The following is a 23759-nucleotide window of genomic DNA, read 5'->3' as shown; positions in this document are numbered from 1 at the left end:
TCAAACAAAATTTTGACCCAAAGAAAAAACAAGAAAAAAAGAAAGCGCCTCTCGGGTGGCCAGCCTTAAAGCCAAAAGGAAGCGGAATAAGTACTGTTAAGTCAGCGGCGAAATCTCAGGTAACCAATTTCCCCTCGCCGCTGTTATGCCGAACTCTTTTGGCTGGCCTCACCTGACTGAAAATCATACGGGCCACCACCTTAGCTGCACTTTTTGACTTGTTATTTGGGTCAAAAATCTCGAGCAGCCTCCTTTTGTCAGCAGCCAAAACTAACAGTGATCCTTGGTTGGAAGAAACAACTGGGCCTAAAAGAAGACTTCAAGCTACGGTTTGTGTTGAGAAGGGACAAACACACCATTTTTAGGGATCAAATTCGTCTGATGCTTATTATTTCATTTCACCCCATGTTGACGGGCTTTGATACCACAAATTTAAAATTGAGGATAGCACTATTCAAATTTGGGTTAATCTCAACATTGACACCGACACTATGAAAACTCAGCTTCACGATTTCTTTCTGCTCAGAAAACCGCTTTTGCCATATCAGACGCTTATTGATTTCAACCAGAAAACGTCTGGCGATAAAGAGCTCTTTCAGCAGGAACTTATCCGGATCTTTTCTTCGGCGCAGCTTATCGATGCCATATATCTTGCTTCACCTTCACTTCACAAATCTTTAATTGACCTTTTAGAGGGCAATTACCAAAATGGCCGTTTCCAGCTTTGCTGTACGCTTTACAAATATCTGATCAGAATGACTACTCGCCCGACGCCATTTGGTCTTTTTGCCAGCTGGGTGGATGGGGTTATTTGCTCAAAGACGAGTTTTGCTACCAACACATCATCGCCAAAAAGAAATTTATCACTGGATGCAGGCCTACTTTTTCAAATATCAGATTATTTAACATCAACGCCCCAAATCCGGGCACAAATGCGCGTGTTTTCCAATTCCAGCATTCATTACAATGATAATTTTGCGCGCTACTACAAATGGCATGACAAAGTGAGATCACATTATGATTTGGCGGAGGCACAAATAAGCGTCCACTTAAAAATAGCCATTGAGAAGGCACGGTTTGGAGCAGGGTTGGGTGACATCGCTGATTCTATGCAGCTCCAGGGCGTTGAAGCAGACGACGCCAGCTCGTTTGTCGAATCGCTAGTCGATGCAGGGGTGCTAATAAGTGAGCTCGATTTGAGCACTGTGACTATCGATCCCATCAAACACCTGATTAACCGTATAAACGATTTTCAGGATTGTGAGACCCAGATTTCGACCTTAACTCAAATTCAAGAACTCTTGAAAACTGACGGGCCGGTTGCGAAAAAGGCTCAAATATTGACCGAACTTCTTGCCAATTTTAACATCATAGATCAGAAAAAATCCTGGATAAAGGCTGATCTATCCAGCGAAAATCTGACCTGTACGCTTTCAGGCAAGGCCGTCAGAACAGTTATAGGTGAGCTTGAAGCCTTACAGGTCTTAAATAGTAGTGCTTCAAGCTCTGGGCTGGATTCGTTCGCAAAGAAGTTTTATGATCGCTATCAGCATCAGGAAGTTGACCTATTGACGGCATTGGATACCGACTATGGCATTGGATACGGGGATATGGGTGCAGGATTCGATGACATTGAACTACTCGATAACATGGATTTATCCATAAAACAAAATAAACCAGAAGTGTTTAAAAAACTCGACCGGCTCAAATTACAGTGTTACGAGCGTGCTCTTGCGACCAAGTCTCAATGCGTAGAAGTTTCAGAAACGGATCTCAAATCTTTCGCAAAGGAGGGCGACGAGTCCGATCATCAAAGAGAAGGAGGTTATATCATGGGAAACTTCCTGTCAGAAAATTCGCAGGAGCTTGACAAAGGCAATTTTCTCTTTGTACATCAGGCCAGCGGAGGGCCGAGCGGTTTTAATTTGATGGCCAGGTTTTGCAACCATTCTCATGTGCTAGAAAGTCTGGTCACCCAATCCGTTTCTTGGGAAGCGCTTCGCGAACCTTCTGTTATATATGCCGAGATCAACCATGTTTCTGATATCAAATCAGCCAATGTGCTTATCAGACCGCACCTAAGGCAGTTTGAAATACCGTATTTGACAGTCAGCCATGCTACAACAGGGCATCAGATCCAACCGTCTGATCTGGTAATCTCCGTCGATGAAAAATGGCAGATCAAACTGCGTTCTAAACGGCTTAATAAAATCATCTGTCCCCGTCTTACTAATGCGCACAATTATAGTGGCGGGCTGCCGGTCTATCGTTTTCTCTGTGATCTTGCCAGACAAAATGCAAACCCGCATCTGAACTGGGACTGGGGAATTCTCAGCGACCGGGTGTTTCTACCCCGTATCACATACAAGCATTTAATTCTTGCAAAAGCAACCTGGAACATTTCAGCGTCGTCCTTATCCACACATTCTGGGGTAGCAGACTGGCAGCATCTTTGTAGTACCCTTTCAATTCCCAGGTATGTGCAAATCAACGAAGGCGATAACCTCCTACTGATAGACAATCAAAATGAAATTTCAGTTGGATTAGCCCTTGATCTATTTAAATCAAAAGGCAAGCTGCGCTTGACTGAGTGTCCCGAGATCAGTTCGAAAACGCTTACATTAAAGGAAAACGAATCATATCATCACGAAGTTATTATACCATTGTTACCGGCCAAAGAGCCCAAAACCACCGAACTTTTTACACGGGGTTTCGATCAGCAGCGTCACTTTTTGCCTGGTTCAGAGTGGTTATATATGAAAATCTACTGCGGTCCACAGACCGCGGACTGGCTACTCACAAGCCATGTTAACCCCATATGCCAAATGCTGATTTCAGAACGTATAATTGATAAATGGTTCTTTATCCGCTACCACGACCCTGATCACCATCTGAGAATCCGCCTGCACATAGCTGGTCAGGGTGCGCACTATTATTATATAATGGACTGCTTTAACCAAATGATCACGCCATTGATGCACCGACGACAGATCCTTAAACTTACCCTGGACACTTATGAGAGGGAACTGGAGCGTTACGCTCAGCTGGACTATGACTTCACAGAATCTATATTTTGCTGTGAGACCACCGCGATTGTCGACGCGCTCAACGAGTCAACTAACTTGCCGCGGTGGCAGGTTGCCCTCAGGTTAGTGGATGAAATGCTTTCCAGTCTGGATTTGGACAACAGCCGTAAAACCATTTTGTGTCGACAGGCGTTTGAAGGACTGCTTTCACAGTATCATAATTCCAAAGTTTTGAAAATAAACATTGATGAAAAATATCGAAGTGTCAAACATATCGTTAATACGGTGCTTGATCCGCGTCAGGATTCGATCTCAGGAATAGTTGGTATTCTCTCCCATTTTCATGTCTACTTTAAAATCCTCTCACATCTCAAACGAAACACAAGAGAGTTTTCAACCCCGATTGAGTCCTCCACAATAATCAGTCTGACACACATGATGCTTAACCGATTGTTTGTGAGTCACGCCCGTCATCAGGAAATGATCGTGTATCACTTCTTATCCAAATACTATCGATCCTTACTTTCGAAACCAGAAAATACAATCAGCGGGACGAAAAATCAGGTTTTAATTTTGTAAGTAACTGATAAATACTTAATTTAGCTCGTAACAAAGAATCATCAAAGAGATCGCCGCACATATCTCCGATGTAGTTATTTACTTAACCACAACTGGATATGAACGCTATAACCCGCCTTTCATGTGTCATAATTGACGATGAGGCCCCTGCGCATCAGGCCATCAAATTTCATTTAGATAAAATTCCCTGGCTAGAGTTTTCCGGCAGTATTTACAGTGCCGTTGACGCAGTGTCAAGTATTCCGTCTTTGAAGCCTGACATTATATTTCTGGATGTCTCGATGCCCAACTTGTCAGGACTGCAATTGCTGGACATATTACAGCTTTCAAAAACAAGTATCATTCTCACGTCTGCTCATGCCTGCTTCGCTGTCGACAGCTACCACTACGAAGTGACTTATTTCCTTTTGAAACCAGTGACTTTCGATCGGTTTTTAAAAGCTGTTACAAGAGCAAGGGTCGAGCATCAAACGCCCCCTGCCCCTATTATAAGCGTAAATAATCAAAGCATTGAGTCTGAATATACTCCCGTTATTAACTATGATGAATCAGATGCTCATTACTACAACCAGGAGGCTTTATGGGTAAAGGTGGAAAAGACAATGCTCCGAATTGATTACCGTCAAATATCTCTTTTTGAGGGGCAGAAGAATTATGTAAAAATTGTTTATGATCAAACCAAGGACGTCATAACCAGGCTTTCATTAGCAGAACTGGAAAAGAAATTACCATCCGCACTGTTTGTCAGGACACACAAATCGTATATAGTTAATCGGCATCAGATCGAGCAGATTGACGGCAATCAAATAACACTCAAAAATAGCTACCGGGTCAGTATTTCACCTCAAGAGAGAAATACAGTATTAAGACTTTTGACAAATGGCAATGATTAACACCGAGCATATTTCAGGGCCGTTCAGAATTCTTTTTCCCAGGACGCCAAGGAATAGAATTGTGCTCCACAGTTTGTTTTGGGCTGGATTTGTAGCGTACCATTTAATGTATTTCTACCCGATCTCCAAATCGGTTTCCTTACCCGTCAATGTCGTCTGGGCTTATAGTCTTTACTATGCACGGTACATTCCGGTATTCTACGGATGGCAGGGTGTTTATCAAGTACTTAAGCGGCGGCTAAAAAACTGGGTGCTAATGATATCATCGGTGGCTGCATTAATCATCATCATGCACCTAAGCAGCGTTCTGATGTTCTCTACGGCCAAAAGGTTATTTGCAGACAGCCTGTCGGGCACCGCCTTTCAGATGCTTTCAGATTTGTTTCTTTCCTTTTTAAATGGTTTTCAAACAAAAGATTATCTGCTTTTGATCTTTGATCTTCAAGACCTTCAGTTACTAATACTCCCTATCGGAATTAAAATGGTAAAGTTCGGAATTCTCCATGAACGCAGACGCGCAGAGCTTGAAAAGATGCAAATCAAAAAAGAGCTCACCGAGCTCAAAAATCAGCTTCACCCACATTTCGTGTTCAATGTAATAAATGCGGCATTCGCCGAAATCTTACCTGTATCAACACGGGCGGCAGATTATTTATCAAAGCTATCTGGTATACTAGGATTTACGCTTTACCATGCTCCAAATGGCATGATTCGGTTAGGGGCTGAGTTAGGCTGTTTACGTGATTTGATAGTACTTCAATCCGTCCGGTTTCAACACCAGACCCGCATCAGACTATTTCAGAAAGGCATAGTCTCTGAAAAACACCGCATCCCTGCGTTGACGCTTGTCAGCCTTCTTGAAAATGCAATCAAGCACGGAATGGAAGACGATGCCAGAGAAAGCTACGTAGTAATGCTTGCGGTGGTTAAAGGCAACTGGCTTTATTTTGATATCAAGAATAATCGAAGCTTTAAAGATCAAACGGCCAAGCAAAATCTCAGCTCGGGGATTGGCCAAAAGAATATCAAACGAGGGCTTGAGCTAAGATATCCTCAAAATCATGAGCTGGTTATTAAACAAGACGATAAAAGCTACAGGGTTTCTCTCCGCCTTCACCTAACTTCCTAATTAGCTTTTCGTCCCGCATTATGCTGGTTTGGTCCCTAGAATTTAGTGATGCGACTGCGATCGCGTTTTTTTGAGATCAGTTTTTGTCCCACATCTCAAATCACAAAGCTCATGCAAAACTCACACAAACCACAGCTCAAAACAAGAACGTTTGTCCGTGTTCTGACTCGTCCCAATTTTGGAGCCGACGGAGATTATCCGACAACCAGCGGCATCATTTGTACCTTTCAGGCGGCCAAATAGGAGCTTGGCTTAGGAACATCCCGAAAACTTCGAGCTTGAACCCTCAAAGTTTTCGGGGATGCCGCAACTGATGATTTTGCGTGGAGTTAACGCTAATTCACTTACCTGTAACCGCTCCATGCAAAATCATTATTATCAGCTGCAATGGCTGGATTCCGTCGTGAGCGGCATTCTCAACCTACAGAATGCCAATTCCAAGCTTTTAGAAAATACCAACCTGGAAGAGCTTGGTATACAGCTCAAAATCGAAACCGAAAAGCAAATGCTGTTTCTAAAAAAGCAGGCTCTTCTAAGAATTGCTAATCATAAACTAGTTTACCACTACCGCATGATGATTATCCGACTTTTGGATCAATGCTATTTCAACATGGAGTTAACTGATCCACTTGGACCGGATCTCACCTCAGTCAATCAGCAGATGATACGTTCCCTAAAACAAATATTGGAGCTTCTTGATCAGCTATTTTCAAACAACGTATTTATGAGCCAGAAGCTGCCATTAATCGAGCTTCGCAAACATCAGGATTTCATCTCCAGTCAGCTGGCAGCTTTGAAAGAGAATCTGCTGTCAAAAATCGGTAGTGATCAGCTTGCGAATATCGTCTTATTTTATTTTGAGCGTTCAGACCCACAAATGGTTGTCACGGGCAGGGACATACACTACAAGATGAAGCTTTTAAAAGCACTCTTGGATCTACCACTCAGCTTTGATGATGAGCAAAACCATCATAAGCTAATCGCCACTATGGTATATCACAACTTTAACAGTCGAACATTTCTGGATTATTATGCATCGCTTGTAAGCCAAACGATTCAAAACCAGGAAGATCGATCCCAGAAACTAATAGCACTGCTAAGCTGGCAGAAAAAGTTTAAACAACTTCATCACAGCCGCCATCTAATTTACAACCCGGCTTTTGATAGTGTTAAGAAAGTTATTGGCTCCTGGTTTAAAGAGGAGTTTCGTTTTCTGGAAAACTCCGGTAATTGCAATGTTCAGCAAGCTGACAGCCCGCTCCCAACCAACAACAAGCAGTCGGAAATCTCCAAGATATTATGCCTGCTTTCTGTGGATCAAATCTCGGTTCTGCTTCGGGCACTGGATTCACTCAGGATCATTCAAGTCAAATCTTTCAATTCCCTCATTCAAAACATCACTCCCTATCTCGCGACGCCCAGAAAAGAGGATATCTCATGGCAGAGTCTGAGAAGCAAATCTTACACCATTGAGGAAAATGGTCGGGCTGAACTAATTAAAATCCTCGAGTCTGTCATTGTCTGGATCAGGGAGTATTAAACAAATGCTTAGTCATGCCATTTGAAAAACTCTTTGAATATTTACAGCTAACTCAATCCTCTCAGGACGCGTTAAATGAGTATCTAAAATCGAGGTTGAGCTATGTGCACCTTAAAAAAGGGCAGCACATTAATGCCATTGTTGGCAGTGGCACTGCATATTTTATAGTTAAAGGGCTTATCAAATCCTACTACCATGATGAAAGCGGGGTTCAGATCGCAACCCGTTTTTGGAAAGAAAATGAGGTGGTACTACTAAAAAAGAAGGATACTGATACGGGCAGCAATCTCCCTGTGGAAAACCTTCTCACACTTGAAGACACCGAACTCATTGCCGCAAAACAGCTGGATTTCTCTTGGATGTTAGAGCGTCTTCCGGGATGCGGCAGCTTATTTCGAAAAATCTATGTCGCCGACCTCAGAGGCTGGGCGATCCGCTCCTCGCTGCTTGTTCTGCCAGCTACTAAAGCATATGAGCAGTTTTGCCTTCATTTTCCTTGTCAAAGAATTATGCTGCGGGACATCGCGTATTACTTAAATATTCGCCCCTATACGCTGAGCAGGATCAGAAGAAAAAGATAAAGTCCCTGCACTTTCCACTAATTGCCTTTTGTGTAGTACATCCGCCATGCTGTGAGCTAATTTCACATCGGACACAAAAACAATGGCGAATGCACATTTTCTCAAAAAAGTATCTCCATCTTTTTAATGGCTTTTCAAAAGCCGCACTCGTGAATATCTTCTGTGGCGGGTTTGCTTTCCTTTTTGTTTATGCAGGGATTAGCAAGCTGTTGGATGCTGATAATTTCCGTGCACAGCTCGGGCAATCACCGCTTCTCACTTCGTTCGCTGATCAGACCTTCTGGCTCGTCCCGATTTCAGAGCTTACCATCGCAATTTTTCTTTTCGTACCCAGGATGAGGCTTTTGGCACTTTATGGCTTTTTCTCGATGATGGTGCTTTTTACTGCCTACATCATTTTCATCCTCAATTTCAGCGATTACATCCCATGCAGCTGCGGCGGGATCCTTGAAAAGATGGGATGGAAACAGCATCTGATTTTCAATCTGCTTTTTGTAATTGGCGCAGCTGCGATAATTGTCGTAGAGTCAAACCAGACAGAAAAGTCACGATAGCAAACCAAGATATTCTTTTGCGCAACAAGGGTCAGGGGCAGCCGAAAACCTGTTCAAAGAGTAGGCTTATGCAGTTTAACAAAAACAATTATGAAAACTTCGAGAATCTTATTGCCATTTGGAGTTGTAATCATGGCGGTTGCCGCAGCTTTTGCCACTCACCAAAAACCGTCACAGACAGAAGCACTCGCTGCATTCTGGGAAAAAAGAAGTGTGTCAAGCTGTGTACAGATTGATTGTAGCACCACAAACACGGGCTCCAATTGTCAACTCACCTATCCAATCCACAGCAATGCGACTTGTAATCAGACTGCGGATGTTACCGGTATGAAACGGCCATAATAAACAAATTTCCAGGGAGACAGTCGTCTCCCTGGAAACACTCTTTGATCATGAAAAACATAATCACACTCCTATTATTGAGCTGCACGGCATCAGTTGCTGCAATGCTATTGCTCTATTATCTTTCTATACAGAACGCGAAAACTGGTTTTATAAGACACTTCCCTTCCCACGTTTTAGGAAGAAGAAATGAGCTCGACCTGGGCTGGAACTCATATTATCTCGCCGGAGGTAAAGATTCAGTCTATTATCTGGCAAACTCTGTCGCAGTAAACCAATTGCTGGCTATCGATTTACATTCCTTTGATACAAGCTCTCATTTAATCGCAGTTCCATTAAAAAATAAGCTCGTATGGCCAGCCCTTCGTATCACCGCCGCTCCACCCTACATCTATTATCATGAAAATAACACTGGGTTTACTGCCTTCTCACTTCTGTCGTCCACTGTGTTGGAAGACGAGCGCATATCTTCAATTCACTTCGATATGGCAGCACCCGTCTCACCGTCAAGTCTGATTATTAGAAACTACAACACCAGCCTCTCCCAGAATATTCTAAGCAAACAAAACCTTGCAACCGGAAAAACACTTAAACAGCTTATCTTAGACAAACAAATAGATGGCAGCTTTTGCACGGATGGAATGCTAAGCTATGACCCGGCTTCTGCTAGTGGGTTATACATGTATTATTACAGAAACCAGGTCATTGTTTTTGATAGCACTTTGACTCCCATTTTTAATGTAAAAACCATTGACACTGTCAGCAAGGCTCAGATCAAGGTTAGTACATTTCAAAAACAGGGCCAGCTCAAAGCAATACTATCTGCCCCGCCGCTCAGAATTAATGCATCCGCTACCATCAGTCAAGGGTACATATTTGTCCATTCTCTTAGAAAAGCGGATAACGAGTCCACCAATAGCTTCGAGGAATCATCAGTGATAGATGTTTACAGCGCAATAAATTCAAGATACTTATTCAGCTTTTATCTTCCAAGCCATCATGGCAAAAAACTAAGGCAATTTGCTGTCCAAAATGGCATCATCCTGATTCTTTACGAGCACCATCTTCTTAGTTTCCAGCTGGATTTTTCTGGGTTAAAGAATATGATCTGAAACACTTGTCTGCAATTCTCTACTTTTGAGCCAGGGCCTGTGTGATCAAACCTTGAATCTGCTCAGCCCCCATCGTTCCTGTCAGCTGGGCATATACTTTGCCGTCCCTGTCAATGAGAAGTATGAAAGGAACCGCGTTCAGATGATAATAGCGAAGAAGATCTTCTTTCATGCCCTTTTTGGCATGCAGGTTTAAATTGTGCTTCGCTGTATACTTTCCGCTTTCAACGCTTCCCAGCCAGACCTCCCTTGCTGAATCAACGCCGACACTTACAACCTTAAAATCAGAATTACCACTGAGCTTTGGGTATATCTGATTTTCAAACATGCGCGAGAATTGTGCGCAGCCACTGCAACCTTTACCCCAAAGATCCAGCATGATGACGTTCCCTCTTAGGTCCGAGAGCGAAACGATGCTGCCGGAGCTGTCAGGTAATTGAAAATTAAAAACCGGCGCACCTTTTTTCAGAAGCATCTTTGAGGAAAGAAATTCTAATAAATAAGGATCTTTAATCTCAGCTTTCGCCTTTTGTACACACTCGAAATACTCGTCCTGGCTAAAATTTTGCACATTAGCCATCGCACGGGCATTGTCCAGACAAATAACGAGAAGGCGGTCTCTAAGCGCATTATTATAGCTACTCTCTAAATATTCAAAAAGTACCTCATAGGAGTATCCAGCACCCTCGCTTGCGAAAAGTAGGTCAAGCTGCGATTTTTTAAGGTGGTACAAAAGATAGTAGACTGACTCGCTACCGATTTGCTGACTAATGCCTTTTATGATTTTGTGATCTTCGAATAGCTGCCGAACCTGATTTCTGAAGGAGGCATCATCAGACGACTGCCAGGACGACGAAACGTTGGTCAGCCACTGGGTATAGTAGAAACCAGCAGACTCTGCTTCAAGCAGATCAAACATAGTCTCAGAGATCTGCTGCTTGTGGCTCTGAAGTCTTGCCATGTCCCTTGTCACAAAGGTCTGCATCCATGCAAGCCATTTTTCGGGGTCGCTTTGAAAATTAACATCACCTTCAAAGTATTTGTCGCGCTGCTGATTGATAAAATTAATATGATTGTATTTTTCAGCTCCCTTACCTGAGAAAATCGATGTTGTCAGATTCTGACTCTGGTTGATTTGCAGCATAATATCATCACCCGGCTCAAAGTAGTATTCATTAAGTAGCGACACCTTTTTACCATATACATAAATCGCAAGCATACCTAAGCTGTCCTGACAGCTAATTACGGCCTTAAAATCACCTTCCGAAGAAACGCGAACAGATAGACTGTGAGGATTGGGCTGGTCAAGCTGTTGGTTGTCCCCATAGAGTACCACCACGCTGTCTGCTGACAAAGCGCTCATACTTTGTATATGCCCATGAATGCTCACCTTACCGAGGTTATTTTGAGGACTGGCCCATGCGCACGGGCCCAAGGCAACTATTACAAAAAGCACGTATAAGAATTTAGTTTTCATCATTTTAGATTTAATAACCAGGGTTTTGAACAATTTTAGGATTGGCCGAGAGCTCCGCCAAAGGGATTGGGTACAGCGCGTCAATTGGCTGCCAGTTTTGCTTTTTGACAGGAGCAAGTACAGCGTCTGCCCTACCCCATCTTTTTAGATCCAGCCAGCGGTGCCCCCACTCTGTGAATAACTCCAGCCTGCACTGGTTCTCAATTTCAGACCGGAGCTGCTCACCTGATGTTATCCCTATCTCGCTTAGTCCCGCCCTTACCCTGATCTTGTTGATATCCGCTACTGCCAAGGTGAATTGATTGATTTGAAAGTTTGCCTCTGCTCTGATCAGATACAGTTCCGCAAGCCGGATGACCATGGAGCTTTCCGTTATCTGTTCACTACTACTAACTTTGTATTTGAAAGGGAAGTAAAAACTGCCAGCTTCGCTAGAAGTCCTGGCTATCCAACTGCTTTTTCGTTGATCTCCCTTTTCAAACTTCGTTAACAACGAAGAATCTAGTGCTACCTGTTGTGGCGAGCCGTTGACAATAAAAACACCTGCTTCCTGTGTGTTGATACCTGGAATCACCGGCATCAGCTGCCAGATCGCCTCACGGCTATCTGCATGAAAAACATCCGAAAGATCCGTTAGAAGATACAACTGACTTTGACCGATAACCTCCGATGCTGTCAAAACCGCGTTTTCCCAATCCTTTTGAAAAAGATAAACCCTGGCCAAAAGTGCTTTCGCCGCCCACTTATTAGGTCTTGCTCTTTGATTGTTTACATAGTTTTCATCCAAGAGCTCAGCAGCTTCTTTTAGATCCGAAACAATCTGTTCGTACACCTGATCGGCACTGCGCCTGGTGGCTGAATTATTTTCCTGGTATTCCGTATTCAAATGCAGCGGCACATCACCAAAAAGATTTACCAGATAGAAATAGCAAAATGCCCGGATCACGAGCGCTTCGCCGCGAAGCTGCATTTTAACCCCAGCACTCACACCATCTGACCCGGACAGATTTTCAAGAATTGAGTTAGCTGTGTAGATATATTGGTACGGCTCTTTCCAAAGATAAGCCTGAACCGTGCCATTGGAAGGAGTAAGGGTATTATCAAAAAAATCGGTTGTATTGCTGTTAAAGCTAATTAACTCATCACTGGACAGACCCGCAAGCAGGGTCACACTGCGTATTCCGCCGCTTGCAAAACCAGCCGAGCTGCCCGCCATTCTTGCATAAATACCCGTCAGGGCAGCTGTTGCCGAATTATCATTTTCGAATACTGCCGCGGGTGTGATCTGATCTTTAGGAGCGTCGATCTCCAAAAATCCCTGGCAGCCGATTAGCCCAATTACAATTAATAAATATATCCTTTTCATTGTTTTCCTGGTTTTATAAAGTGATTTGAACGCCAGCAGTAATAGCCCTCAGTGGAGGTATATTGAGAATGTTCTGACTCTCCGGGTCTGTGCCCAAGAATTTAGTCCATGTCCATAAATTCTGTCCTTGTATGTACAACCTGAAAGAAACATCCTTATTTTGAAACTTGGGTGTGTAGCGATAGGACAACTGCGCGTTTTTAAGGCGGATGAAAGATGCATCACTAATGGAATTATCTCCATAGAACCTGGCCCCATACAAATATTGCAATGCCCCCTCTCCGCCCCTTGAGAAGCGTTGAATACTCGCATTATCGCCCGGTTTTTGCCATCTGTCCATAACTACCGTCGGCTGATTGCCCATCGTACCCGGTGATTCAAAACCGGTCAGGTAATTTCGCCCAGTCTGACTTACGAATTGAAAAAACACATCCAGCTGCAAATCCTTGAATGAAAAGCTGTTATTAAGCCCTCCAAATAGATTTCGGTCGAGTTTCTTGATCGCCTGAAGAACGGACGGATAATTCAGATCTGTTGCCAGCCCGAGGTATTTTTCTGACTGCTGGTTAAATCCTTCATACATATACAGTCCGGTTGAAGGATCAACCTCTGCAAAATGATATAGCTTTTGAATCGAGGTTGGTTTTCCCACTTCAAAACTGGATGCATATGCCGACTGCTCTAATCCTTCAAATTCCAGTAGTTTGTTTTTCGGGATGGTTAGGTTTAATGCCGTCTTCCAACTAAAGCTGCCAGTTACAATATTTTTAGTGTTGAGCTCAAATTCCCATCCCCTGTTTTCAACAACTGCGGATAAATTCGATTGCACCCCATCAAAACCTGTACTTGGAGCAAGTGTATAATAAATCAACTGGTTGGAAGATCGGTTTCGAAAGTAAGCCACCGAGAGCTGAATCTGGTCTGCAAAAAAGCTAAGATCAAGCCCGCCTTCCGCTTTCTTGTTAATCTCCCATCCGTAATTGTTATTTGCAATGCGCACCGGCTCCAAACCTGAACTTCCCTGATAGGCGTACTCCGTAGGGGTCCAGAGCTCCATATAACGGTAATCTCCGATCTGGTCATTGCCGGTGGTCCCATAGCTCGCACGGAGCTTTCCAAAGCTCAAAAACGATAACCGTGACAGAGGCCTTTCCTGAGAAAATATCCAGCCCGCTCCTACTGCTCCAAAATTTGCGTACCTGTTAGCTGGGCCAAAACGGCTTGATCCGTCCCTCCTGGCTGTCACATTAATCAGGTATTTTTCTTTAAGTTGGTAGTTAAGCCTGCCATAGAATCCGCTGTAACGGTACTGCTCATAAGGTGCGCTAACAACTGTCACCGAATTAGCCGCAGAAATCTGATTGATCAAGGCATCACTGCTAAAACCAACAGCCCGCAGACGCTGCTTTTGATCAATGCTCTCCTGCATCGTCATACCTGCAAGTACGCTCAAAATGCCAGTTCCCAGTTTTTTCTCCCATGAAAGTTGGGGCTCGACAATCCAGGTTTTCACGCTGCCTGTCGCAAAATTTGAGGAAATGTTCTGGGAAGTGACCGACGAGTATGGACTATATGCTGATAAGGGATTTGTCTGCTGCTCATCTTTAAACATACGGGTATACCCCATCGTCATACGGACCTTTAATGCCTTGGTAATCTCAAACCCCATTACCGTATTGGCCACCATGTTATTGGTTTGGGTTTTAAAACGTTTTCTGATTTGGGCAAGTGGATTATTAAACGTGCCGTTTTCCCAGTTTAGATCTCCGTTACTATCATACAGCTCTGGGGCATTGGGCGGCAAATTTATATACTGAGTAAGGTCGGCGTTAAACAAATTGTTATTTTCAAGACTGTATAACGCTGTAAATACTGCTGTAAATTTTTGATCGGTCGATCTATGGTTCAAGTTGAAATTAACGGAGCTGCGCCCGTATTTGTTATTGCCAGGAAAAACTGTGGTTTCGCCGTAATAAGCACCTGCCAAGATAAACTGAGTATTTGCCGATCCGCCAGACAGCGACATTTGGGCATTGGTCGTATGAGCAGTGCCGCCGGTGAGTACTTTTTGCCAGTCGGTGTAACGTTCCCTGCTCCATGTTCCGTTCACATCATAATCTGTGGCCCTTGGCTGGACCCCATCATTTGCGAATGCTTCGTTTCGCATCTGTAAATACTGTTGGGTATTCAAAAAATCAAGTTGGGTAGCAGTTTTTGCCCAGCCCTGAGACACATTTACATCTATCCTGGTTTTACCCTCCTTCCCCCTTTTTGTGGTAATCAAAACCACTCCGTTTGCTCCCCTGGACCCGTAGATGGACGTCGCATCGGCATCTTTGAGGATTTCAATACTCTCAATATCCGAAGGATTGATCATAGAGATCGGGCTTGCTGAAGCGATAATATTATCGTTGTCTGTAAACGATGAAATACTTTGAGCTGTGAAAGGAACACCATCAATAACGTAGAGAGGCATATTACCATTTAAAAGACTATTCTGCCCCCGGATACTAATGTTCATTCCACCTCCCGCTACTCCTGTTGTCTGCTGAATGTAGACACCGGGCATACGTCCGGCCAGCGCAGCTAGTGGGTTGGAGACTGGCTGCTTTTGTATGATATCAGCATTGACCTTGCTGATATTTCCGGTCGAGGATCGTCGCGAAGTCTCCCAATACCCCGTTGAAACCTTCACCTCGTCCAGTACCGTTTTATCTTGCGTCATGGTCAGAACGAGCGGCTGTGTTAACGGCAGAACAACAAGCGTATCAATCGAACGGTATCCTATAAACGACACTATCAGATTAGCCTTGCCATTTGAGCTAGCGAGCTCAAAATCTCCCTTAGAATCCGTGGTCGCTCCGTTAAGCTTTCCTTTTAGCTGGACATTCGCACCCGTAAGTACCTGCTCGTTCTGGCCAATAACCTTGCCTTTTAGACTAAAAACAGTTTGCGCGTGCAGTGGAATCCTGTACCAGCATAACAAATACATCAGCGCCAGGTATAGCCATAGCCTTCCCGGGCAACAATAAAATACTTTCATTGCATCAATAATTGGAGTGAAGAGAAAAACAAAAAGTAATCGGCTCCGGAACCGTGATGTAAAGGCGCAGCAAGGCATCCATTTGAAAAATTCTCAAACGTACCTTTTCCCCACCCTTATATGGTCCGGATTTCCCTATTGCGGCTTTCTAATAATCAGACGATAAATCAACAAATTCTTCATAAGCGTAACAAGTTGATAATGTTCGTAGTACGAATTATGGAAAAATTGGTATTGTGCTAGGTGTGAGAAACCTAGACTTAATTATAATGTTAGTGACTTACTACAAAGATACGAAAGTTTCGCAACAATGGTACATATACCATTGTAAAAATTTTTATAAATCACCCTCTTTGTGAAAAAACAAGCTGTGTTTTCACAAATCGAGCAATATATCGTTGATAAAGTGAAAGAAAGACGAACTGAATTAGGTCTTTCACAGCTTGCATTGTCTCAAAAACTGGAGATGAGTGACAGCTTTGTTTCACACGTTGAGGCCCCTTCTAAAAGAGCAAAGTACAACTTGAATCACCTCAATAAACTGGCTCATATCCTTGATTGCTCCCCCAAGGATTTTTTACCTGAAAAGCCACTTTAGATTTCTCCGCAAGCAATTCAGCCCTCTTATACCGCTTCTTCAAAATTTTTGGTTGGTACTGGTTCTTGACCTCACCAAGTTTCGCGTTAAGCTTCTCTAAAGTCCCGGTAACTTAATGAATTTCGAATTTCACCTGAACTATTTCATTATTCTGTGCAGTAGAAACATTAAGCGACCACGAGTGCTGCTAAGTCGATCAACGGATTCAAAACACAGCAATTAGACAAAACCTGCCGATAACGATCCATTTGTTCCTGACTATTTTGTTGGAGAATAAAATTATATTAGAGGGTATCTTGTCAACACTTATACCAAATAATCTGATAACGCTTTGCTTGACGTTTTCAATCTAATGAGGAAAGAGAGATTTGACAATGACGTTCAAGAAATACTTGCTAATTTTAACAAGTTCAGAATCTGGCTTTCATAACCCAGGAAGCACCTGTTATGAGCGATGGGAATCCTCAAAACGCGGGTTTTCAGAATTGCCTGTAATTATTTTAAATGCGAACACGTCGACATACCAACCAGGTACAACAAAACTTGTACTTTTCTGCTACCCCATTCCAAAAGTTACTTTGTACCATCAGTTTGAAACAACCCAGGCTTTCGATCAGAAACCTTGGTTCTTATTCACAAGCAAAATGAATGGTATATGTTTACTGTGTTTTACTGGAGAGACTATCTGCTGACGGCATCATCTCTCACTGCGGCTTACTATTTAGTTGTCGGCTTGCGATTTTATCGCTCCGACATCAGCTCAAAGTTTCGTAAAGGAACGCTGAGAAAGAAGAGTCAGGTCACTAACTTTTCGGCTAATACAATCAATGAAGAAGTTCGTAGCTCGACGTTCACCAATGACCCCGGGCTTCTGGAAGAAAAAGCTCCGGCTTGGCAAAACGAAGAAATGTTCGCAAGGGTCGAAGCACTTTCAGATCACCTTAAATCGGTGATTTCAGAAGCATTCGAAAAAGAATATGATAAATCGGAGATGCTCCTTCTTTTACAAATGACCCTTCGCGATCACACGTCAATAAAAGGGACACCATTTCAACTGGCAATTAACAATGTGATCACAACACAATGTGCAAGATACAGCTCCATTCACCTGGGTGAAAATGATAAGGTGATGATGTGGAATCAGGTTGAGTGATGGAGCCTTACATCCGGTCCCTTCCCGCCTTGGCGGGGAGGATAACCGGAAATTTTAACCAGCATGTTTAACTTTTAAATAATAGTGAGATGAAAATGTGGCGTTTGGATTTTAAAGGCAGACAAAAGCTGTTAATGACCCTCTTTGCACTTTCAGTGGGTGTAGTGGCAAAAGCGCAGGATGGAGCAGCAGGTATCCAGGAAGCAGACACGCAGGTCCGATCCTACTTTGAACCAGGAACAAATCTGATGTATGCCATCGGGGCTGTATTGGGATTGGTTGGGGCAGTGAAAGTTTTCCAAAAATGGAACGCTGGCGATCAGGATACCGGCAAAGTGGCCGCAGCATGGTTTGGAAGCTGTATCTTTTTGGTCGTAGTAGCTACCGTGTTACAATCATTCTTTGGGCTCTAAGCACGTCTGAGAAACTTTACTAATTTAAAGCATGGCACCTAGAACTTTTGAGATCAATAAAGGCATCAACCGAAGCATTGTCTTTAAAGGTTTGAAATCCCAGTACATATGGTATATGGGTGGTGCCATGTTTGCTCTTCTTATCCTGTATGCGCTGATGTACCTTTTCAAGGTTAATACATTTATCAGTTTGGGTGTTATCATTTGTCTTGCAACAGGTAGCATCATGGGTATTTATCAGCTAAGCGCCAGTTACGGCGAGTATGGTCTGACCAAGGCAATAGCCGCCCGTAAACTTCCGAGACTTGTTCGCAGCAGATCTCACAAGCCATTTATGTCAAAACGTACATAGCCTACCGTAATCAAATCATTCGATGGAAACTCTGTTAGAAGATATCATCCCAGTGCTCGATGTTGAGCACGACTTAATACTCTCCAAAAAAGGAGATATCACCGCAGCGTTCAAAGTTCAGCTGCCGGAGATCTTTACATTATCGGATCAGCAGTATGAAGCTTTCCATCAGAACTGGGTAAAGGCTTTAAAGCTACTACCAGCGGGAAGCATCTTTCATAAACAGGATTGGTTTGTCGAAAGCAAGTATCAACCAGGTGAACTTTCTGATCAAAGTTTCTTGTCCGCTAGCAGTTACGAGTTCTTTTTGGGACGGCCCTATCTGCATCACGAGTGCTATGTTTTTCTTACCAGGCAACCAGCTGGGCGTAAACTGTCAAGCTCAATGCTTTCCAATTTGATCCAGCCAACAATCGTTCCGCCGCAGGCATTAAGTCAGCAGTTTCTACATGATTTTCTGGATACGTCAGGTCAGTTTAAAAGGGTAATGGAAGATTCTGGTCTTATCGAGATTACTCAGCTAACATGTGATGAGCTTTTAAGCCACGCCCAATCGGTGGGTTTAATCGAAAAGTATTGTTTTTTAGACACCGGCGATCAGGGCCGTCTGGTTCGTGATATGCAGTTTTCTGATGGAATTCAGATCGGCGACAGATACTGTCAGCTCTACTCGCTGGCGGACTCAGCAGACCTTCCCGGCCAGTGCAGTTCACGGATTGATTATGACAAGTATTCAACCGACAGGACAAAATTTAGCACTGGTTTTGCATCAAATCTCGGTCAACTGCTGCACTGTAATCATATCTATAATCAGTATGTCATTATTGGCGACAGTGAGAAAACTTTAAAACGACTGGAAAGTAAGCGGCTTCGATTGCAGTCGCTGTCACTTTACTCTCGCGAGAACACCTTGGCACTTGATGCAACCAACGCCTTTTTAAACGAGGCCATTAAAGAACAGCGCCTTCCCGTGAAAGCACATTTTAATGTGTTGGCATGGTCTGATCAGCGGAGTGGTCTAAAAGACATTAAAAGCAAAGTATCCTCGGCATTGGCTCAAATGGATGCCACTGTTAAAATTGAAGTCAGCGGAGCTCCCCAGATCTTTTGGGCTGGCATTCCTGGCAATGAGGGAGACTTTCCAATGAATGAGACCTTTGATACATTCGCAGAACAGGCAGCTTGTTTTCTTAATCTTGAATCAGGATACGAGTCTTCCAAGAGCAGTTTTAGTGTCAGGCTCGGTGACCGGTTGACAGGCAAGCCCGTTCAGGTAGATATCTCTGATGAACCCATCCGAAAGGGGATTTGCACTAATCGTAACAAGTTTATTCTAGGGCCATCCGGAAGTGGGAAAAGCTTTTTCACCAATCACCTAAACCGCTGCTATTATGAGCATCAGGCACACGTGGTGATAGTCGATGTCGGTCATAGCTATAGAGGACTGTGCGATATGGTCGGTGGTTATTATTTCACCTACGATGAAACGAGCCCGATCCGTTTTAACCCGTTTTCTCTACCCGACGGACAAGTTCTGGACACAGAAAAAAAAGAAAGTATTAAAACACTTTTGGTCGCGCTTTGGAAGAAAGATGATGAGCACTTTAAACGGTCAGAGTATGTGGCATTGTCCAATTCGCTGACGCGGTACTATGATTGGCTGGAAACCAATCCAAACGTATTCGCCTGCTTTGATAGTTTTTATGAGTTTCTCAGCGACCGATTTATAGACATTCTTGCCAGTGATAGGGTTAAAGAAAAGGATTTTGATATTAGCAATTTCCTGTACGTTTTAAAACCATATTACAAGGGAGGGGAATTTGATTACCTGCTCAATGCCAGAGAAAATCTGGATCTATTATCAGAGCGCTTTATCGTATTCGAGCTCGACAATATCAAAGAGCACCCCATCCTTTTTCCGATCGTCACCATTATCATCATGGAAGTCTTTATCAGTAAAATGAGAAAGCTCCACGGCGTTAGGAAGGTGATTCTGATTGAAGAAGCCTGGAAGGCCATTGCCAAAGAAGGAATGGCTGAATACATCAAATACCTCTTTAAAACGGTTCGAAAGTTTTTCGGAGAAGCCATTGTCGTTACCCAGGAAGTGGAAGATATTATCTCCTCACCTATCGTCAAACAGGCCATCATTAATAACAGTGACTGCAAAATCCTTTTGGATCAATCTAAATATCAAAACAAGTTTGACCAGATACAGGAACTATTGGGACTCACCGAAAAAGAAAAAGCCCAGGTACTTTCACTCAACAAGGCAAATGATCCGCTTCGAAAATACAAAGAGGTCTTTATCAGTTTGGGCGGAACACATTCAAAGGTTTACCGCACCGAAGTGAGCCTGGAAGAATATTTAACCTATACAACCGAGCAGACCGAAAAACTTAAGGTAAGTCAGTTTGCTAAGCAGTACGGGAGTATGGAGCTCGGGATTAAAATGCTGGCAAAACAGATGCGCACAGCAAGTTAAGTTAAGGCTTTCAAACTTTTAGGTCATGACAAAGAGAGTCATTTTTATAGTGGTGTTTGTAAGCGCAACGCTTATTCCCGCACCCAATGTTCAGGCGGCTAACCCCTGGGCAGTCATTATCAAAGAGGCAATTAAAAAGGTTGTAAAGGCGGTGGATCTTCTTATTCAGCGCAGACAGAATGCGGTCATCAAACTTCAAAATGCCCAAAAAGTGATTGAAAATACGATGTCTAAACTGCAACTGGACGAGATTGCTGATTGGGTAAAAAAGCAGCGGGATCTGTATGAAGAGTATTACGATGAGCTCAAAAAGGTGAAGGCGGTCATCTCCTATTATTTCCGTATCAAACAGATTGCCGAAAAACAGGCTTCGATCACCAAGCAATATGCTCAGGCGTTCGCCCTCTTTCAAAAAGACAGTCATTTCTCCCTGGACGAGCTGCTCTATATGCAAAAGGTATATGCGGGGATGCTCGATCAGACCGCCAAAACTGCTGATAAGCTGCTGCTGGTTGTCAAGTCCTTTACCACACAAATGACGGATGTGAAAAGAATTCAAATCATTGAGAACCTTGCGGCAGAAGTCGACAGGATTCATGACGAGCTTGGCACCTTCAACAATCAGAACAAATTGCTGAGCCTGTCCAGAGCTAAAAGTGACGCTGATGCCAAGAGTATCAAAGCCATCTATGGTCTACCCTAAATCTTTGAGTGATGAAAACTTTCATTTTATTTCTAGTGCTGTGCGCCCAGAATGTTTACGGTCAAAAGTTTAAAGAATGGTTTCGTCAAAAGAAGACCCAGAGACAGTATCTGATCGAGCAGATTGCCCAGCTTAAAATCTACCTCGAGCTGACAGAGAAAGGATATGAAATTGCCAAGGAAGGGCTGACGCTTATTTCGGATATTAAAGACGGTGAGTTTACTCTACATAAGACCTACTTCGGCTCGCTTAAAACAGTCAATCCAAAAATTGCTGCGTATCCGGTTTTAAAGCAGCTTACTGACTGGCATGATGAGATCAATGTAATCTGTAATAGTCTTGCTGGCGAGCTTAGAGCTAGTGAAGAATTCTCTGACTCGGAGATTAAATACGTTCAGACCTTGCTCAAAGATCTCTATGATCAATCTTCAATCATAACCGGCAACATGCTAACGATTGTCAGAGACGGTCAGGTCACAATGAGTGATGATGAGAGGATCGCCCGGCTCGATCAGTATTATCAACAGATGCAGTCCAATTTTCAGTTTGCTCAAAGTTTTCAAAAGGATGCCAAGCTGATGGCAATCAGGCGAAAAAACAATCAGAATGAAATCAACACCGTCCGGGCACTGCACGGATTAAACTGAAAGACAATGAAAAAGGTCTGTCTAATAATAGCCTTACTGTTTGGCTCGGTATCCGGTAGTTCGCTTAGGGCACAAACCCCGGAAGTGCTCCAGCTGATTCTCAATATTGAAAAACTTAATGAGCTTCGCAAAATTCTTAAAGAGCTTAAAAAGGGTTATGAAATTCTGTTTCAGGGATACACGACCATTAAAAATCTATCAGAAGGGAATTTCAAACTGCATGAGCTGTTTCTCAACGGATTGTTGCAGGTGAGCCCGGCTATAAAAAATTACCAGCGAATTCCCGAGATCATCAGCTGTCAACTTGCCCTGGTAAAGGAATACAAAAATGCCTATCAGCATTTTTCCTCCAGCGGCAGATTCAGCAGTCAGGAGCTTGCGTATATCGAGAAGGTTTATGGTCAGCTTCTTTCGGAGAGCCTGGAAAATCTCGATGCATTGACTCAGGTTCTAACTGCGAAAAAACTCAGGGCCTCCGATGACGAGCGGCTTACGATGATCGACTCGATTTATGAAAACATGACTGTTAAACTCGTTTTTCTCAGACATTTTAATAGTAACACCGCTCTTTTAGGTAGACAGCGGCGCAGAGAAGAAGATGACACTGAAAGTCTACAGCAGATCCTTGATGTAACCCCTTAAATAATAGTCCCATGAGAAACATTGTTTGTCTCACCATTTTGGTGCTAATGGCTTGGCTGTGTCCAAACCCGGTGCTCGCTCAAGGATTTGGCCCCCAGATTAAAGGCCTTCATAATGTACTCGACAACCTTTACAGTGAAATGATCCCATTGTGCAGCAGGCTGATCAATGTAGGTCGAGGGATCGCCGGATTTGCAGCGATCTGGTATATAGCACACCGGGTATGGAGGCATCTGGCAAATGCTGAACCGATTGATTTTTATCCCCTCTTCCGTCCTTTCGTTTTAGGATTTGCCATTCTGATCTTCCCATCAGTAATCGCTATGATCAATGCAGTGCTCTCCCCTACTGTACGAGGAACGGCGGGGATGGTTCAGGACTCAGACAAAGCCATTGCTGTGCTGTTGAAACAAAAGGAGCAGGCGGTCAAAAACTCTGATTTCTGGCAAATGTATGTAGGAGATAACCAAAATGGCGACCGGGAGAAATGGCTAAAATACACTTACGGGGACGGGTATTCGGAGGGCTTCGGGGAGGGGATTGCCAATGATCTTAAATTTTACATGGCTAAACAATCCTATAACTTCCGAAATTCGATCAAAGCCGCAGTTAGTGAAATTCTGAGTATTCTCTTTGAATCGGCAGCGCTCTGTATCAACACAATCCGTACGTTTTTTCTGATCGTGTTGGCAATTGTCGGTCCGATCGCCTTCGGAATTGCGGTTTTTGATGGTTTTCAGTACACGCTCACCGCATGGATTGCCCGCTACATCAACATTTATCTTTGGCTGCCCGTCGCAAACATTTTTGGCGCGATCATAGGAAAGGTGCAGCAGAAAATGATCAGCCTGGATATTAACCAGGTTAGCGTGAATGGAGATACCTTTTTCAGTGCTTATGATATGGCTTACCTGATCTTTCTGATCATTGGCATAGCAGGGTATTTCTCTGTCCCGTCAGTTGCAGGCTATATCATACAAGCTGGTGGAAATAACACGCTGCTACATAAGGTGACGAGTCTTTTTGCTGGCTCAGCAGGCGCAGTTGGCCGGGCGGCTTTTCCTGCCGGTGGTGGATTCGGCAGAATTCCGCAAAACTCTTCTGGTTCACCTTCTTAACGTAAA

The 23759-nt window shown here is 43.5% G+C and carries 21 protein-coding genes; 18 read left to right on the top strand and 3 right to left on the bottom strand.

Annotation, left to right across the window (positions count from 1 at the left end):
• Nucleotides 1-491: 491 nt before the first annotated feature.
• The 9 genes from AC1XUD_RS14730 (at nt 492) to AC1XUD_RS14690 (ending at nt 9756) form a co-directional block, all read left to right on the top strand.
• Nucleotides 492-3605 (top strand): lantibiotic dehydratase, encoded by a 3114-nt coding sequence (locus AC1XUD_RS14730; protein ID WP_483361781.1) that lies wholly within the window; start codon nt 492-494, stop codon nt 3603-3605.
• 98 nt (nt 3606-3703) lie between these two features.
• Nucleotides 3704-4498 carry a LytR/AlgR family response regulator transcription factor gene (locus AC1XUD_RS14725; RefSeq protein WP_483361780.1) on the top strand — a complete coding sequence of 265 codons (795 nt, stop codon included), beginning with the start codon at nt 3704-3706 and terminating at the stop codon, nt 4496-4498.
• Nucleotides 4485-5627, top strand: coding sequence for a sensor histidine kinase (locus tag AC1XUD_RS14720; RefSeq protein ID WP_483361779.1), 1143 nt, complete (start codon nt 4485-4487; stop codon nt 5625-5627). Before AC1XUD_RS14725 ends, AC1XUD_RS14720 begins: the two co-directional genes overlap by 14 nt.
• A gap of 111 nt (nt 5628-5738) precedes the next feature.
• Nucleotides 5739-5870 (top strand): hypothetical protein, encoded by a 132-nt coding sequence (locus AC1XUD_RS14715; RefSeq protein ID WP_483361778.1) that lies wholly within the window; start codon nt 5739-5741, stop codon nt 5868-5870.
• Between the two features lie 118 nt (nt 5871-5988).
• Nucleotides 5989-7167 carry a hypothetical protein gene (locus AC1XUD_RS14710; RefSeq protein WP_483361777.1) on the top strand — a complete coding sequence of 393 codons (1179 nt, stop codon included), beginning with the start codon at nt 5989-5991 and terminating at the stop codon, nt 7165-7167.
• Between the two features lie 14 nt (nt 7168-7181).
• Nucleotides 7182-7748 (top strand): Crp/Fnr family transcriptional regulator, encoded by a 567-nt coding sequence (locus AC1XUD_RS14705; protein WP_483361776.1) that lies wholly within the window; start codon nt 7182-7184, stop codon nt 7746-7748.
• An 89-nt stretch (nt 7749-7837) separates the two neighbouring features.
• Nucleotides 7838-8302 carry a MauE/DoxX family redox-associated membrane protein gene (locus AC1XUD_RS14700; protein WP_483361775.1) on the top strand — a complete coding sequence of 155 codons (465 nt, stop codon included), beginning with the start codon at nt 7838-7840 and terminating at the stop codon, nt 8300-8302.
• A gap of 90 nt (nt 8303-8392) precedes the next feature.
• Complete coding sequence (locus AC1XUD_RS14695) at nt 8393-8644, top strand: DUF6520 family protein (RefSeq protein WP_483361774.1); 252 nt, start codon at nt 8393-8395, stop codon at nt 8642-8644.
• 50 nt (nt 8645-8694) lie between these two features.
• Nucleotides 8695-9756 (top strand): hypothetical protein, encoded by a 1062-nt coding sequence (locus AC1XUD_RS14690; protein WP_483361773.1) that lies wholly within the window; start codon nt 8695-8697, stop codon nt 9754-9756.
• Between the two features lie 19 nt (nt 9757-9775).
• On the opposite strand, the gene AC1XUD_RS14685 is transcribed toward AC1XUD_RS14690, so the two are convergent.
• From AC1XUD_RS14685 to AC1XUD_RS14675, 3 genes are read right to left on the bottom strand one after another with little or no spacing between them, the layout of a single operon-like run.
• Nucleotides 9776-11236 carry a TlpA family protein disulfide reductase gene (locus tag AC1XUD_RS14685; protein ID WP_483361772.1) on the bottom strand — a complete coding sequence of 487 codons (1461 nt, stop codon included), beginning with the start codon at nt 11234-11236 and terminating at the stop codon, nt 9776-9778.
• A gap of 7 nt (nt 11237-11243) precedes the next feature.
• On the bottom strand, nt 11244-12599 hold the full coding sequence (locus AC1XUD_RS14680; protein ID WP_483361771.1) for a RagB/SusD family nutrient uptake outer membrane protein: 1356 nt from the start codon (nt 12597-12599) through the stop codon (nt 11244-11246).
• A 13-nt stretch (nt 12600-12612) separates the two neighbouring features.
• Nucleotides 12613-15642, bottom strand: coding sequence for a SusC/RagA family TonB-linked outer membrane protein (locus tag AC1XUD_RS14675; RefSeq protein WP_483361770.1), 3030 nt, complete (start codon nt 15640-15642; stop codon nt 12613-12615).
• Between the two features lie 355 nt (nt 15643-15997).
• On the opposite strand from AC1XUD_RS14675, the gene AC1XUD_RS14670 reads away from it, so the two are divergent.
• The 9 genes from AC1XUD_RS14670 (at nt 15998) to traJ (ending at nt 23753) form a co-directional block, all read left to right on the top strand.
• Nucleotides 15998-16240 carry a helix-turn-helix domain-containing protein gene (locus AC1XUD_RS14670; protein WP_483361769.1) on the top strand — a complete coding sequence of 81 codons (243 nt, stop codon included), beginning with the start codon at nt 15998-16000 and terminating at the stop codon, nt 16238-16240.
• Nucleotides 16241-16895: 655 nt separating this feature from the next.
• The gene (locus tag AC1XUD_RS14665) at nt 16896-17393 is read left to right on the top strand and encodes a hypothetical protein (protein ID WP_483361768.1); all 498 of its coding nucleotides are present in this window, start codon (nt 16896-16898) and stop codon (nt 17391-17393) included.
• Nucleotides 17394-17482: 89 nt separating this feature from the next.
• On the top strand, nt 17483-17806 hold the full coding sequence (locus AC1XUD_RS14660) for a DUF4134 domain-containing protein (RefSeq protein ID WP_483361767.1): 324 nt from the start codon (nt 17483-17485) through the stop codon (nt 17804-17806).
• Nucleotides 17807-17837: 31 nt separating this feature from the next.
• Complete coding sequence (locus AC1XUD_RS14655) at nt 17838-18158, top strand: DUF4133 domain-containing protein (RefSeq protein WP_483361766.1); 321 nt, start codon at nt 17838-17840, stop codon at nt 18156-18158.
• A 22-nt stretch (nt 18159-18180) separates the two neighbouring features.
• A complete protein-coding gene (locus AC1XUD_RS14650) occupies nt 18181-20643 on the top strand; it encodes a TraG family conjugative transposon ATPase (protein WP_483361765.1) in 2463 nt (820 codons plus the stop codon).
• Between the two features lie 25 nt (nt 20644-20668).
• Nucleotides 20669-21346, top strand: a complete 678-nt coding sequence (locus AC1XUD_RS14645) for a conjugal transfer protein TraI (protein WP_483361764.1) — start codon at nt 20669-20671, stop codon at nt 21344-21346.
• 11 nt (nt 21347-21357) lie between these two features.
• Entirely contained in the window at nt 21358-21993 is a 636-nt protein-coding gene (locus tag AC1XUD_RS14640) for a hypothetical protein (RefSeq protein WP_483361763.1), read from the top strand.
• 6 nt (nt 21994-21999) lie between these two features.
• On the top strand, nt 22000-22635 hold the full coding sequence (locus AC1XUD_RS14635; RefSeq protein ID WP_483361762.1) for a TerB family tellurite resistance protein: 636 nt from the start codon (nt 22000-22002) through the stop codon (nt 22633-22635).
• An 11-nt stretch (nt 22636-22646) separates the two neighbouring features.
• Nucleotides 22647-23753: a conjugative transposon protein TraJ gene (gene traJ, locus AC1XUD_RS14630; protein WP_483361761.1), complete on the top strand. Its 1107-nt coding sequence runs from the start codon at nt 22647-22649 to the stop codon at nt 23751-23753.
• Nucleotides 23754-23759 lie beyond the last annotated feature (6 nt).

The sequence above is a fragment of the Dyadobacter sp. HNCC25DJ184 genome, assembly GCF_056895215.1.
The sequence above is the reverse complement of the archived record's forward strand: the minus strand, read 5'-3'. Positions and strand labels throughout refer to the sequence as shown.